Consider the following 14,416-nt stretch of genomic DNA (forward strand, 5'->3'; position numbering starts at 1 on the left):
GTATAACTATTACAACAATATATTAATGAGCTTGCTGTAATAAATATTCAACTAACATTGCAACCGGTCGTCCTGTTGCCCCTTTTTTAGCTCCAGAAACCCATGCGGTACCGGCAATATCAAGATGAGCCCAATGATAGTTTTTAGTAAAACGAGATAAAAAGCAACCGGCTGTGATTGTTCCGCCATCTCGCCCAGCTGAATTGACAAGATCAGCACATGTTGATTTAATTTGTTGTTGAAAATCATCATCCAATGGCAACGGCCATGCTTTATCATCTGCTTGATTTGATGCTGCAACTAATTGTTCAATAAGCTTATCATTATTACCCATAATGCCAGTATAATGATGTCCGAGGGCGACAATGCAAGCCCCCGTTAAGGTGGCTATATCGATAACGGCTGCGGGCTTGAATCGCTCAACGAATGTTAATACATCGCATAATACCAAACGGCCTTCTGCGTCAGTATTAATTACTTCAACCGTTTGCCCCGACAATGTTGTTAGTATATCGCCAGGGCGATATGCTCCAGTCCCAGGCATATTTTCACAGCCGGCCATAACGCCAATTACATTAAGCGGTAGGTTTAATTCCGCAACGATTTGCATAACACCATATACGGTTGCTGCACCACACATATCGTACTTCATCTCATCCATTCCTGCTGAAGGCTTGATTGATATACCGCCAGAATCGAAAGTTAAACCTTTACCCACAAGCACAATTGGTTGCGATGTTTTATCTTTAGCGCCATGATACTCCATCACCGTCATAATCGATTCATTTTGCGAACCTTGACCAACGGCTAAATAAGTGTTCATACCTAATTTGGCCAATGCTTTTTCATCATAATATGATGCTTTTATTGAACTAAACTGTTTGCTAAGTTGCTTGGCACTATTTGCTAGATATTGCGCATTGCATATATTAGAAGGTTGATTTGCTAATGTGCGGGTTGTCGCAACGCCTTTTGCAATAACACTGCCGTGTGTTAAGCCTAGCTCAGCTTGCGTTACTAATGTTTTATCGGTAATCGATAACACTATTTTTTCTGTTTTTATGCTATCAGCTTTAGTACTTTGATACTGATCAAAGCGGTAACAATGGTAAATAACCTCTTCAACAAAGCGTCGAACAAAAGTATATACATGTGTTTTAGCCAAATCTGGCATTAAAACGCTTAATTGTTTGCTATTTAATGTGCTAAGTTGGTTAGCCACGCTTTGACTTATTTTACTGACACTATTGATAACATTGTTTTTTCTATCACCAATACCGACTAACAGCACTTTGCTTGTGGCTATATTAGGCACATTAAACAATATTAATGTTTCGCCGACTTTGCCACTAAAATCTCCTTTTTTGAGTAAGTTACTAATTAAATTATTACTTAATTGTTCAAATTCTTGTACAACATCTAGCTGTATTTTGCCTTGGTAAATAGGTAAAACTAGGCAATCAGCCTTTTGCTTAAGCACATTATTATTTTTAATCTCAAAATTCATTACCAATCCTTAAATAAATAATTTATTGTTTACAATATCATTCTTCCATTCTAGCGCTTAACAAATTCATATCAACAAAAAAGTGATAACGACAAATGCGATTTCACGCTATAATAGGCATAATTTATTTATGCATATTACTGTTTACAGGCCTAATACGTGATTATTCGTCGCTACATCATAAAAGAAACATTCAAAACGCAGCTGGCAATTTTATTTATTCTATTTATGATCTTTTTTTCACAAAAGCTAATCAGGATCCTTGCTAGCGCAGTAAACGGTGATGTGCCAAATAACTTAGTTATGCCCCTTTTGTTGCTCGGGGTATCAAATATGGCGCAATTAATTTTACCGCTAAGTCTTTTTTTAGGGATTTTAGTTGCTTTCGGCCGCTTCTATACTGATAGCGAAATGGTAGCAATGTATGCCTGCGGGGTCAGAAAACGGGTCGTTTATCAGGTTGTCATCTTTCTTTCGGTTATTACCTGCTGCTTTAGTGTAGCTAATTTGGTTTGGTTTGGTCCATGGTCTAGTGTGCAAGAAGAGCAATTAATTGAAAATGCCAAGTTGAATCCGAGCCTTGCAGGGCTGCTCGCCGGACAATTTCAAACTACACCAAAAGGCGATTCGGTTATTTATATTGGTCAAGTTGAACGTAGTAACATTAAACATATCTTTATTGCGCAAACTGATCCTACTAACACCTCACGGCCATCGGTTATTTTAGCGAATAAAGGTAAAATTGCCAGTGATGCTGAAGGTAATCAAATTATTGTTCTTGATGATGCCAACCGTTATGAAGGTTCAGCTCAATTGCAAGATTTTAGAATTTCTCATTTCAATAATTACCAAGCGATTATTAAACCGAAGACTCAAGTTTTGTCGGAAGATGAAACAAAAGATAAAGTTGAGCAACTATCTTTCGCTGAGCTTAGAAAAGTTAATACACCAAAATCTAAGGCTGAATATTATTGGCGTATATCGTTGATTATTTCTGTACCATTAATGGCGTTTTTAGTTATTCCTATGAGCGCATCAAATCCAAGACAAGGGCGTTTAGCGAGAGTCTTACCAGCAATTTTGCTTTATTTGATCTACTTTTTGATTGAAAGCTCGATTAAGGCTCATGCAAGCAAAGGTCGGATCGATCCTACATTTTGGTTTAATTTTGTTAATGGTATTTATTTTTTTATGGCAATTGTTTTTAATATTTGGGATAGCATACCTATGAGAAAAATTCGTTATCGATATATCCCTGCTCGTTTTGCATCATAAGGACATCTTGACATGCTATCTATTTTAGATCGTTACATAGGTAAAACCATATTGAGCATGATCGGCATTACGCTATTTTTGCTTGTAAGCCTATCGGGTATTATTCGCTTTATTGATCAACTTAGGCGAGTTAAAGCCGATTATGATGCATTATTCGCCGCATTCTATGCACTGCTAATGATCCCTAAAGATCTAGAAGTATTCTTTCCCATTGCCGCCCTACTTGGTTCGCTAATTGGGCTTGGGTTACTTGCATCAAAAAGTGAATTGGTTGTTATGCAAACTTCTGGTTTTAGTCGTTTGCATATTATCAAAGCGGTATTAAAAACAGCGATTCCACTGGTTTTAATTGTTATGGCAATAGGTGAATGGGTTGCACCGTTAGGCGAACAGACAGCAAGGAATATGCGTTCAGAAAAATCCTATGGAGGATCGTTAATTGCCAATAGAAATAGCATTTGGGCTAAAGATGGCAACGATTATGTGCACATAGGTAAGGTCGATTCTGATGATTCAATTTCTGATATTGATATTTTTTTAGTGAATAGCAATAGTGAATTAGAATCGATTACCCATGCATCGTATGGTAAATTCAAGGACAATGCCTGGCAGCTTTCGCAGGTCGATAAAACCGATCTAACGGATCCAAATGAAGTTAAAGGATCTAATTTAATCTCTATGGAGTGGATCACCACAATAACACCGGATAAATTAAGTATTGTTGCTCAAGATCCTGACTCACTATCAATATCTGGCTTGTATAAGTACGCGCAATACTTAAAATCATCGGAGCTCGATTCAAGTAATTATCAATTATTATTTTGGAAAAAACTATTAAAACCTCTCTCGGTTGCGGTTATGATGCTACTGGCGCTATCATTTATTTTTGGCCCTCTGCGCAGTGTCTCTATGGGGATAAGAGTAATAACGGGTATATTTGGTGGTTTTATCTTTTTTGTAGCGGATAGCTTATTTTCGCAGTTAAGTGTTGTGATGGGTTTATCGCCGATATTAGGCGCAATGCTAACGAGTATTGCATTTTTAGGCTTTAGTTACGTCTTATTTAGCCGAAAAACCTGATAATTAACTTAATTAAAGATGATTTTTTCAGCAACTAAAGAAAAAAAATACAATTATAGTTGCAAGGACAGCATAGCTTAGTATAATGCCAAAGTTTACTTTATTTACCTTCAATGCCTGAGTGGCGAAATCGGTAGACGCAGCGGATTCAAAATCCGCCGCCTTTAAAAGCGTGTCGGTTCGAGTCCGACCTCAGGCACCAACTTAAAACCCTTTATTTTCAATATCTATAGCAAATTTTTTTAAAATTTTAAAAAACTCTTTAAAATGGTGGTTGGATAATTTCCTCTATATTATATAGCTATGTAAAATATCATGTCCCTTCAAAATATAAAAAAGGTTTTCTCAAGCTCTTTCGTTATAACATTAAATACTATTTAAACTTTTTTTCTTACAAGTTTGCTTAGGAATTTCTACACAGCCTAATAATATATAAAATAACAAAAAAATAAGCAGAAGCTCTTTAACCAGGTATATAATAATTTTTCTAAGTGCAATGACATCTGCATGTAGTAAAAATATTATAAGATAAGTCCAAATAATCATAAAACGGCGTTTCTTTTGCAATGATTTATTATTTTTGTAATCAATTAATAAAAATCGTCTAAAATAAAAGCATAGCCAAACCGTGCCTATTGATATAGCATATAAAAAATATATTTAATAACCATTAACATACTGTTACCTATTTATATTCAGAACCATCTTCATAAAATTTGCATACTTCACCGCTAGGTCGGGTACAGCAGTAGTAACCTATATGAATGGGGTTATCTTCGAATGTCATTAACATGACATATTCACAATTTTCTACTAGCTCGCCTATATTTTTGATTTTTTCTGGCTCGCTAATGCTTAATGCTGCTTCTTGTGTTTTTTTATCTAAAACTATCAAATTTTTTAAATTCTCAATAACACCTCTTATTGATATTAAATCACTTACTATTTCTGCTTTTAATGCTAGTATGGTGCACCTTCGCAAGTCATTTTATGTTGAATGGAGGCAATCTTTTAGCGTTACAAAAAATACTGGGACGTACCGACAATACGTTACGCACATTTAGCACCCGAGCATTTAGAAGAGGCAACGCAGCTAAACCCATTATCAAAATTAAATTTTTAGAGGTTATATGAGCGATTTAGATTGTGAAATAATGGAAATAAGTACTATTAGTGATTTATTAACTGCAATAAAATCTTTAAGAGATTTGAATGGAAGTCACGAGCGCTTTTATCGTGGGCTTGGTGATCGGCAATACATAGATTTTGACTGCCCGTCTATTTATCGCAAAAAAACGAGCGAACATGAGCCATATATCAAATATGAAGATAAAATATTTCATGATATTATCGCTAAAGCACCTGAAGATTTTAGTAAATGTGAGAATACTTTTGAATGTTTAGTTAAAATGCAACACTATGGTGCCCCTACTCGTCTTTTAGATGTCACCTCAAATCCTCTGGTTGCTTTATATTTTTCTTGTGTAGGCGTTGATGGCAGTGTTAGTTTTGAAAACGATGGCGCTATAGTTATATATGATATACCACAATCGAATGTTAAAAATTTTAATAGTGATACCGTTACAATATTAAGTAATATTTCAAAAATAGACAATAATTACAAACCATTATATGCGTTACTCAATAAATTTGCCAAAGATTGTAAAAAAATTCGAGAATTTTATAAAGGTATTTGTAATGATGAAGAAATTAAAAATTATCTAGATAGTTATGATGATATTAAAAAGAGTCTAGAAAAAGAACAGAATAACAAATATAGAGAGATTTTTGATAATGAAAGCAATATAGATAAAGAATTTTTAGTTGGGGCAAGAGAAGACTATTTAGATTTTAAAGAATCAAGCAAGAAAAAAACGATTTTAAAAAAAATGGAAAGAATTGAAACTACAATCCAAAATAATCGCCCACATTCAGATATAAGATTTGATCATTATATAAAACAAGAAAAACTATTCTTTGTTCATGATAATATAAATTATAAAGATCTGACATCTGTTTTTTGTGTAAAACCAAAATTGAATAATCCAAGAATAATAAATCAAAATGGTGCTTTTTTAATTTTTGGTTTTGCGAGCTTAACTGATACCAAATCCAGTACAGTAACTCAACATTTTAACTATAAAGCATTAAATAGTAATAGTGGTAAACATCTACATATTAAGATACCAAAAAATAAGAAAGAGCAGCTTGTTAATCAACTAAAATTACTAGGTATAGATAGAGCTTTTATCTATCCTGAGATAGAAAACATTTCGAAAGTAATAACAGAGCAATATACAATAAAATCAGATTAAAACTATATCCCAACAGCTAAATTGTATTAGTTCCGACTTAATCTGACACAGCACTTGCAAAAGAGAGCATTACCCGTTTTGATATTAGGTGTTGAATCTATAATCAAAACAACAAGAGGTAATGCTCATGCTTCATACTAACAATCAAATCATAAAACATAAAGTAGGCTTATTAAATTTAGCGGAAGAACTGCAAAATGTATCAAAAGCTTGTAAGGTGATGGGGGTATCAAGAGATACTTTTTATCGTTATAAAGAGCTTGCTGATGAAGGTGGACTCGATTCTTTAATCTCTAAGAGCCGGCGAACACCTAATCTTAAAAACCGAGTTGATGACCCAACGGAACAAGCGGTTATTCGTTATGCCATTGATTTCCCAGCCTATGGGCAACATCGTAGTAGTAATGAACTACGCAAACAAGGCATTTTTATCTCTGGAAGTGGCGTTCGTTCTGTTTGGCTAAGGCACAACCTTGAGAATTTTAAAAAACGACTTAGGGCCTTAGAGCAAAAGATAGCTGAAGAAGGCATTGAGCTCAATGATAACCAAATAGCAGCATTAGAAAAGAAAAAATATGATGATGAAGCTTGCGGTGAAATAGAAACCATTCATCCTGGTTATCTTGGCTCTCAGGACACTTTTTATGTTGGAAACTTAAAAGGTGTGGGTCGTATCTACCAACAAACGTTCGTTGATACCTACTCAAAGGTTGCACATTGCAAATTGTACGTTACAAAAACACCGATAACGGCGGCAGACTTGCTCAATGATAAAGTATTGCCGTTTTATAATGCACACCAGTTACCAATGCTTAGGATATTAACAGATAGAGGAACGGAGTTTTGTGGTGTGGTTGAAAAACATGATTACCAACTCTATTTGGCGATTAATGATATTGACCATACTAAGACAAAAGCCATGTCACCACAAACCAATGGGATCTGCGAGCGCTTTCATAAGACTATTTTGCATGAGTTTTATATGGTCACATTCCGTAAAAAACTTTACTCAGATTTGGAGACATTACAGACGGATCTGGACAATTGGTTAGATTATTACAATAATGAACGAACTCATCAGGGTAAAATGTGCTGTGGTCGGACACCAATGGAAACATTACTTGATGGAAAACAGATCTGGGAAGAGAAAAATTTGAACCAGATTTAACCTGACAGACACCTAGTGAAAAACGGGTAACTGTCAGATCAAGTTTGAGCTAGTACAGCTAAATTGCCCCAACAATAGAATGAGGAGTGTATAGCTCTTCAAGATATTTAATATCTTCAGTTAATAGTGAAATATTTAGCGATTTGATCGCATCATCAATATATACCTCTTTAGTTGCGCCGATAATAGGTGCTGTTACGCCTTTTGCAAACAGCCAAGCTAAAGCTATTTGCGTCATTGTTACGCCATATTTATCTGAGAGCTCTTTCACTCTAACTGCAATATGAGTATCAGTATCTTGAGTCAGATCATATTTTGTGGCTGCAGTTTTATCTGTTTTACTTCGTAATGTACGAGCATCCCACTGTGGCCTTGATAATCGCCCTGCCGCAAGCGGGCTATATGGCGTTAATGCTACATTTTGCTGCTTACAAATTGGGATTAATTCTCGTTCATCTTCCCGATATAATAAATTGTAATGATTTTGCATTGAGACAAAAGGCGCCCACCCTTCTCGATGGGCGATCAGCTGCATATTAAAAAACTGATAACCGTACATCGCTGATGCGCCTAGTGCTCTAACCTTACCCTGTTTTACTAAATTATTGAGTATTTCCATTGTTTCTTCTATTGGGGTGTTATAGTCAAAACGGTGAATGATATATAAGTCAATATAGTCAGTACCCAAACGCTGTAATGAACCCTCTATCTCTTTTAGAATCGCTTTCTTTGATAGATTACCCTCATTAAAATAAACTTTGGTTGCCAGTATCACTTTATCCCGAGCAATATTTTTTTTAATTGCTCGACCTAAATATGTTTCACTAGTTCCTGCGGAATAAGTATTTGCGGTATCAAAAAAGTTAATCCCTAAATCGAGTGCATGCTTAATAATCGTTTCACTTTCTTCGGCATTTAATGTCCATGCATGCATATTGCTTGCGGGATCGCCAAAGCTCATGCAACCTAAACACAAACGAGATACCATTAAGTCTGAATTGCCAAGTTTTAAATAATTCATATTATTACCCTTGTTGCTAGTAAAGTTATCATGCTGCTTAATATTATCGCTTTATTTATCTAACCCTTTTTCTTTTAACCAATTAGATAAATGATCAGCTATTTCCATGTTATTTAAATCTTGCATTATAAAATGCGTATTACCTTTAATGCCAATTGTTGGTAAATGGATTACTTGCACATCACCACCATGTTTATTAACAATATCAGCCCATTGTTTCGCTAATACCAAACGAATTCGCCACTGGTCTTCACCCTGAATATGAGAGGGTGTATCTGGAATATTATCACCAAAATAGATAATGATAGGTGTATTTGTCAAGTTATCAAAATCAGTTTTACTCACTTCATTCGGTAAAATACCACCAAATGAACTTTCGATAGGCTTAGGTACTTCCCCTTGAGGAAATGGGAAATTACCAGGTTCAATTGCAACAATTGCGGTTACTTTATCGGGCGATTTTATTCCAGTAAGCCAGCCAACCGAGCCACCTTGCGAATGAGTCACCAAAATGCCATGGCCAATACGGTCAAATAAAGCGTCAAGGCTTGCAGATATTACTTCTTCATCAAATGATCCGGTATTTGGTGTCATCTGCCTAAAAAACTGCTCTAAGCTTGCGTTATCTGTAGGGAAAGCTAAATTTTTGAAGAAATAAGGATATTCCCCTATACGAAACTGTGCAAACCAAAATTGATCATCCGGAGTCGATGAAATAGTATTATCAACTGTAGATCGGCCAGACCAACCTCGACGCGGTTGATCAACTAAATACACTGAATAATTTTTCTGTAAAAAAAGATTATTCCAACCATCGCGCCCATCTGGAGTGGTTTGCCAACTGCGCATTGACTGCCCTGCGCCATGTAAAAATACTAACGGTAACGTTTTACTATTAACCGGTATTTGATAAGCAACTGTTGCATGATCGCCGTGCAATGTTTGCCCGCCATTGCTAATACTAGCTTGATATACGTCGATAAAATTATTATCGGTTTTTGCTATGGTAATTTCAGGGCGGGGATTATAGTGACCAGCACTTGTTTTTACTATGCCACCGACAGTAAAACTGCCTTGTTGCTGAATGATTAAGGGTTTGTTATTCGCTTGATTTGGGCTTGCAATAACACAAGAAGAAAATGCCATTAGTGCAAGTGTAGTTGAAATGGTTCTTTTTTTCATTCGATATCCCTTCAATTTGAAACGTTATCTTAAAAATAGATAGACAAATTTCGATCATAAGCGAAAGTATTATTTGCTTACGTCAACCCACACTGCTTGTAAATTTTTTGCCTGCGGTAATGCAACTGATCTTGCAAGCTGGTTAACGCCAATATCAGTTAAACCTAAATTTTTTAGGATAATTAAATGTGATCGCAGCTGATCATTAACGCTCTCCCCTAAGCCTAATAAACTAGCAACGGTAGCAAGCTCACGCTCAACATCACCTAAATTATCTCGACTAAATTGATAACCAAATAATTGTGCTTTGATCGCATAATCGACTGCTGGTGCAAAATCAAAAACCGCAGATGCCGCAGATCGATTGGTTAAAGCTACCAACTTTTGTTCACCAAGATGATAATAATCCACGTTGCCAAGATCTGTGGCGGGCCTACCTTTTGGATCAACGATACCTAATTTCGCTCGTTGTTCAATAACTGACTTTAGCGTGATTATGCCATTTAATGTTTTAGGGGCGCCAATATAAGAAAACTGATGTGAGATTATTTCAGTCAGTTCACTAATAGTTAATTTCGCATTTAAGCCTTGCTCAATAGCATTTATTACCGCAATTTGATCGCCCTGAGTAACTGCAACCGCTAATGACAAAATAGCAAGTTGTTTGCTGGTAAATTGACTATCAGTGATGGTATCGATATGAACTATATGATGCCTTTTATCTAGTTGCACTTTGTCGAGCCAAATCACCTTATTGTCCTTTACTGGGCTAATGGCAATATGCGTCATTGCGGTAAACTCATCTGCGCCGTGCCAATGTTTAACATTAGGGGCAACCCATACTACATCGCCCTTCGTTATTATTTCAACTGGCTTACCCCATTGCTGAAAACGTCCTATTCCATCAGTCACAATTAAATATTGCCCTTGGCTGTGGCTATGCCAATTAGTAACACTATTTGGTTCAAAATGTACAATAGTCGGTAAGATATCGCCATTGCTCGGCATGATAGGTAAACGATAAAAGTCTGCCTTGCCACTAAAATACGCTGGGTCAACTGACTGTAACGTTTGTTGCTCTTTTGGTGTATATTGAGTATTCATTGTCTGCGCCATACTAAACATAGAAAATATGATAAAAGAAAATGAAATAAGAAATTGACTTATTTTATCCATTGTTTGTTTTCTCATTTTGAAAATGCTATTTAAACCTTTTTAAATAGCATTATCTTATTTCAGCTTATTGCTTTAACTGGTGAGTTTTAGATGATCAGTTTAAATTTTCGTCATAAAACTGAATTAATTTATCGGTAATTTGTTGTACATAAGGCTGTTTCCAATAGGTTTCTATATGTGTTGCATTAGGGATTTTTATTAGATTTTTATTATTTGTACCACTTGCATTGGCAAAAATTTCTTCCGTCATATAAAGCGAATCTGCCTTTTCACCTGCAATCATTAATAGCGGTTGGTTAATCAATTCAACTTGAGTATTAACATCAAACTCCATCAAATCTTGTAAACTATCTACCGTACTATTGGTTTGAGAATTTGGATGAGCATGAGTCTTTGCATAGTATTCATAACCTTGACGATAGAGTTCAAAAGGCATGGCAGCAACCTGCTCTTTTGTCATATTTTGGCCAAAAGACGGAGTATATTGGATCTCACCATTTTTTGCCTCATTGGCTCGCATCTTGGCAATATCGTTTAGCCTCTGTGTTATCGTCGCTTTTTGGCTGTGCATAAAACCATTACGACGCACATCACCAGAATTAAACAAGCTTATGGTTGCAATTGATTTAAATCGTTTATCTGTTTGCGCCGCTTTAATTGAATAACCTGCCCCACCACAAATACCGAGTAATCCTAAGCGCTCAGTATCTGCGCCGGGGTATTGAGTAATAAAATCAGCAGCAGCTCGAATATCTTCAATGCGGTTTTGTGGTTTATCGGTGTAACGAGGAATACCTGAGCTACCACCTTGATATGCAGCATCAAAGGCAAGAGTAATATAACCTTGTTCTGCCAAATTTTGAGCATAAAGCCCTGCAACTTGCTCTTTTACTCCACCATTTGGATGAGCAATAACAACTGTTGGATATTTTTGAGTAGGATCATAATTAGTTGGCGTATAGATATTTGCCACAACCTCTATACCCGTTTCCTTTTGTGTGTATTTTACTGGATGGATATTCACTTTTCCTATTACATTTTCAGTGATGGCATTATCGTAAGTTAACGTGAATGGATTATTTCTATAATCATTCGCCATAGCTTGTCCCCCTATGATTGTGGCTAATAGTGTTAGTCTTAATGTGGTTTTTAAAATTTTCATTATCTTTTTCTGTTAATTACTCAATGAGTTGCATTATAAATAGGCAACATTAATTTGATAAGATAGAATAATTACAATGCTTTTGTGAAAAAAACTCAATAATGAGGTAAGCAATGAACGATAGTAAACAATTCAATGACCTATATGCCTTTGTGCAGGTGGCTAAATTTGGGAGTTTTACCCAAGCTGCAATGGCATTGAATGTACAACCATCAGCACTAAGCCACCGAATGAATGATTTAGAAAAGCGTTTAAAAATTAAATTACTTAATCGAACTACTCGATCTGTTTCAACTACCGAAGCTGGGCAACAACTATTGGAACGGACAGCTCCGATGTTTAATATCATTCAACAGGAAATATATGCGCTTTCTGATTATACTGATAAAATGATAGGAAAGATTAGAATCAATACCCCAGAGCGCCCTGCATTTGAATTAATTTATCCTAAAATAAACCGTTTTTTAGCTGAAAATCCCGAAATAGAATTAGAGGTTTTTATCAATAACCGTTATTGCGATATCGTCGCTGAACGTTTCGATTTTGGTGTACGTTTAGGGCAAGATATCGCCCAAGATATGATTGCGGTTAGAATATCTACAAAAAATACCATGACGGTAGTTGCATCACCAAGCTATATCAATCAATTAGGTAGTCCTAACGATTTGAAAGACCTTAATGCTCATCGCTGTATTGTTGCATCTTTTAACCCAGATTACCGTTTAAGCGAATGGGAATTTATGGTAAAAAATCAGTTAAATAAAATCCGAGTGCCTGAAAGTTTAGTATTTAATTCATTAGGCTTAGTAAAACTTGCCGCAAATGACGGGCTCGGTATCGCTTGGCTGCCAAGAACAACGGTTGAGGCCGAAATAAAAACGGGTAAGCTCATTGAGTTTTTTACAAATATAAATATTACCTATCCGCCAATGTACCTTTACTATGCTAAAAACAAACACAAAACGCCAGTAATGATCGCCTTAATTGAATTATTAAGATGGCAAAATGATCAAACGCCGCATGCAGTGTAGTTCAGTTGTTCTTATGATGCGCTTAATTTATTGCTACTTTTAATGTTGATAAAGTTGCTACTTGTTTTAACGCAATATTTAAAGCCCCATTTGCATTAAGTACAGCAATTGGCGTTATAACGACGACAATAATAAAATATTAACCGCCGCCATTAACATACATGATACAGTAATGATAAATCCTGATTTCATAAATTCTATAAACGAAATTTTTACGCCATATTGCTTGGCTTGTTCAACAACAATAATTCCGGCAAGGCTACCAAATACAAACATGTTACTTGAAAAACCAGAACCAAGTACTAAAGCCGCACCTAGCGCATCATTATTGGCGCCATGATGTAAAAAAGGAACCAGTAACATAACTGATGGGTTATTACCAATAATATTACTTAATATTCCCGTCACCAAAAATAAAATAATAGGATTATTAAGATCAATTCCAATATGCTTTAGATCATTAAGCAATGATTGAGGTAAACCCGTTGATGAAAACGCCGCATTGACGATAAACAATCCCATAATTAATAATAATAAGTTACCATCAACATGTTTAAGCATATCATTTGTCGAGATTGTGCGATTAAGTAATAAAAATCCAGCAGCACCAAATGCGATAAGTTCTCTTGGAATACTGGTAGCAATAAAAGCAATAATAACGAGCAGCGTAATAATGCCAGCTTTTACCGTTTCGGTTATATCAAGTGAACTTTGCGACTTATTTATCGCTGTAGAGGTTATAGGCGCCGCAGTCTTAGCTAAATACCACTTATTACGATATAACCATGTTAAAATCCCCCAAATGATTGGTAAGGATAATAACGCGGGTAAAGCCGCAACATGCAATAAGCCAGTAAAAGAAATATCGAGCCCTTGCGCTACAATCATATTTTGTGGACTACCGATTAGCGAACCAGAAGCCGCCGTATTACTGGCAAAGCAAAAGCCTAATAAAAATGGCACAGGATTTAACCCGCGTGACATTGTCACGGATACTAATAAGGGCGTCATCGCAACAACGACGACATCGTTAGTTAATAGAGCAGATAATAGCCCTCCAGCACAGACCATCACCGCAAGCAACAAACTAGGCGAAACTCGTAACGTTGCGATGCGAGCCGCAGTCCAACTATAAAAACCTGAAACAATAAAAGAAGCAGAGACCACCATTAAGCCAAATAATAGACTAATTGTACGATAATCAATGGCATTCCAAGCATTCGGCGGTGAAATCACACCCAAAGCAATCATGGCAAAGGCGCCAATCACTGCCGCTCCAGTACGATCAACTTTAAAGCCAGGTAAAAAACCAATGCACATTGCTAAATAGACTAATAAAAAAATCGTAATTGTAAGGACCATTATCTTATCCATATATTTATTAAAAACGAACGGGGTCATTCAAATTTACTGGGGACAATTTCATCTTTGAAAAATAAGGCTTCACAATGGAAATCATGCTCTTTAGTTTCAATGCCGTATCTTTCAAATACTGCCTT

General features: G+C 35.9%; 11 protein-coding genes, 1 tRNA gene and 1 pseudogene. 7 read left to right on the top strand and 6 right to left on the bottom strand.

Annotated features, from left to right (window positions below; all coding sequences use genetic code 11):
- Positions 1-22: 22 nt before the first annotated feature.
- Positions 23-1,507 carry a leucyl aminopeptidase gene (locus RHO12_02320; GenBank protein ID WVD66617.1) on the bottom strand — a complete coding sequence of 495 codons (1,485 nt, stop codon included), beginning with the start codon at positions 1,505-1,507 and terminating at the stop codon, positions 23-25.
- Positions 1,508-1,666: 159 nt separating this feature from the next.
- On the opposite strand from RHO12_02320, the gene lptF reads away from it, so the two are divergent.
- The 6 genes and pseudogenes from lptF to RHO12_02350 all read left to right on the top strand — a co-directional run bounded on the left by lptF (position 1,667) and on the right by RHO12_02350 (position 7,345).
- Complete coding sequence (gene lptF / locus RHO12_02325; GenBank protein WVD66618.1) at positions 1,667-2,782, top strand: LPS export ABC transporter permease LptF; 1,116 nt, start codon at positions 1,667-1,669, stop codon at positions 2,780-2,782.
- 12 nt (positions 2,783-2,794) lie between these two features.
- A complete protein-coding gene (gene lptG, locus RHO12_02330) occupies positions 2,795-3,862 on the top strand; it encodes an LPS export ABC transporter permease LptG (GenBank protein WVD66619.1) in 1,068 nt (355 codons plus the stop codon).
- A 115-nt stretch (positions 3,863-3,977) separates the two neighbouring features.
- Positions 3,978-4,064: transfer RNA gene (locus RHO12_02335), tRNA-Leu, on the top strand.
- A 770-nt stretch (positions 4,065-4,834) separates the two neighbouring features.
- Positions 4,835-4,985 (top strand): annotated as a pseudogene (locus tag RHO12_02340) (site-specific integrase).
- Between the two features lie 7 nt (positions 4,986-4,992).
- Entirely contained in the window at positions 4,993-6,177 is a 1,185-nt protein-coding gene (locus RHO12_02345; GenBank protein ID WVD66620.1) for an FRG domain-containing protein, read from the top strand.
- Between the two features lie 127 nt (positions 6,178-6,304).
- On the top strand, positions 6,305-7,345 hold the full coding sequence (locus RHO12_02350; protein WVD66621.1) for an IS481 family transposase: 1,041 nt from the start codon (positions 6,305-6,307) through the stop codon (positions 7,343-7,345).
- A gap of 58 nt (positions 7,346-7,403) precedes the next feature.
- Here the strand turns inward: RHO12_02350 and RHO12_02355 are convergent, their stop codons facing one another.
- The 4 genes from RHO12_02355 to RHO12_02370 form a co-directional block, all read right to left on the bottom strand.
- Complete coding sequence (locus tag RHO12_02355; protein WVD66622.1) at positions 7,404-8,366, bottom strand: aldo/keto reductase; 963 nt, start codon at positions 8,364-8,366, stop codon at positions 7,404-7,406.
- 51 nt (positions 8,367-8,417) lie between these two features.
- Complete coding sequence (locus RHO12_02360) at positions 8,418-9,548, bottom strand: alpha/beta fold hydrolase (protein ID WVD66623.1); 1,131 nt, start codon at positions 9,546-9,548, stop codon at positions 8,418-8,420.
- 69 nt (positions 9,549-9,617) lie between these two features.
- A complete protein-coding gene (locus RHO12_02365) occupies positions 9,618-10,739 on the bottom strand; it encodes a cupin domain-containing protein (GenBank protein WVD66624.1) in 1,122 nt (373 codons plus the stop codon).
- A gap of 79 nt (positions 10,740-10,818) precedes the next feature.
- On the bottom strand, positions 10,819-11,886 hold the full coding sequence (locus tag RHO12_02370; protein ID WVD66625.1) for an alpha/beta hydrolase: 1,068 nt from the start codon (positions 11,884-11,886) through the stop codon (positions 10,819-10,821).
- 113 nt (positions 11,887-11,999) lie between these two features.
- Here RHO12_02370 and RHO12_02375 point away from each other — a divergent pair, with 113 nt between their 5' ends.
- Positions 12,000-12,917, top strand: coding sequence for a LysR family transcriptional regulator (locus RHO12_02375; GenBank protein ID WVD66626.1), 918 nt, complete (start codon positions 12,000-12,002; stop codon positions 12,915-12,917).
- 114 nt (positions 12,918-13,031) lie between these two features.
- Here RHO12_02375 and RHO12_02380 read toward each other — a convergent pair whose 3' ends face one another.
- A complete protein-coding gene (locus RHO12_02380; protein WVD66627.1) occupies positions 13,032-14,279 on the bottom strand; it encodes an SLC13 family permease in 1,248 nt (415 codons plus the stop codon).
- Between the last annotated feature and the right edge of the window lie 137 nt (positions 14,280-14,416).

Source organism: Orbaceae bacterium lpD02, from assembly GCA_036251875.1.
GTDB lineage: Bacteria > Pseudomonadota > Gammaproteobacteria > Enterobacterales > Orbaceae > Orbus > Orbus sturtevantii.

Coding starts and splice junctions, on each gene's coding strand:
- RHO12_02320 (WVD66617.1), bottom strand. CDS start 1,507: ATGAATTTTGAGATTAAAAATAATAATGTGCTTAAGCAAAAGGCTGAT.
- lptG (WVD66619.1), top strand. CDS start 2,795: ATGCTATCTATTTTAGATCGTTACATAGGTAAAACCATATTGAGCATG.
- RHO12_02345 (WVD66620.1), top strand. CDS start 4,993: ATGAGCGATTTAGATTGTGAAATAATGGAAATAAGTACTATTAGTGAT.
- RHO12_02350 (WVD66621.1), top strand. CDS start 6,305: ATGCTTCATACTAACAATCAAATCATAAAACATAAAGTAGGCTTATTA.
- RHO12_02355 (WVD66622.1), bottom strand. CDS start 8,366: ATGAATTATTTAAAACTTGGCAATTCAGACTTAATGGTATCTCGTTTG.
- RHO12_02360 (WVD66623.1), bottom strand. CDS start 9,548: ATGAAAAAAAGAACCATTTCAACTACACTTGCACTAATGGCATTTTCT.
- RHO12_02365 (WVD66624.1), bottom strand. CDS start 10,739: ATGAGAAAACAAACAATGGATAAAATAAGTCAATTTCTTATTTCATTT.
- RHO12_02370 (WVD66625.1), bottom strand. CDS start 11,886: ATGAAAATTTTAAAAACCACATTAAGACTAACACTATTAGCCACAATC.
- RHO12_02375 (WVD66626.1), top strand. CDS start 12,000: ATGAACGATAGTAAACAATTCAATGACCTATATGCCTTTGTGCAGGTG.
- RHO12_02380 (WVD66627.1), bottom strand. CDS start 14,279: ATGGTCCTTACAATTACGATTTTTTTATTAGTCTATTTAGCAATGTGC.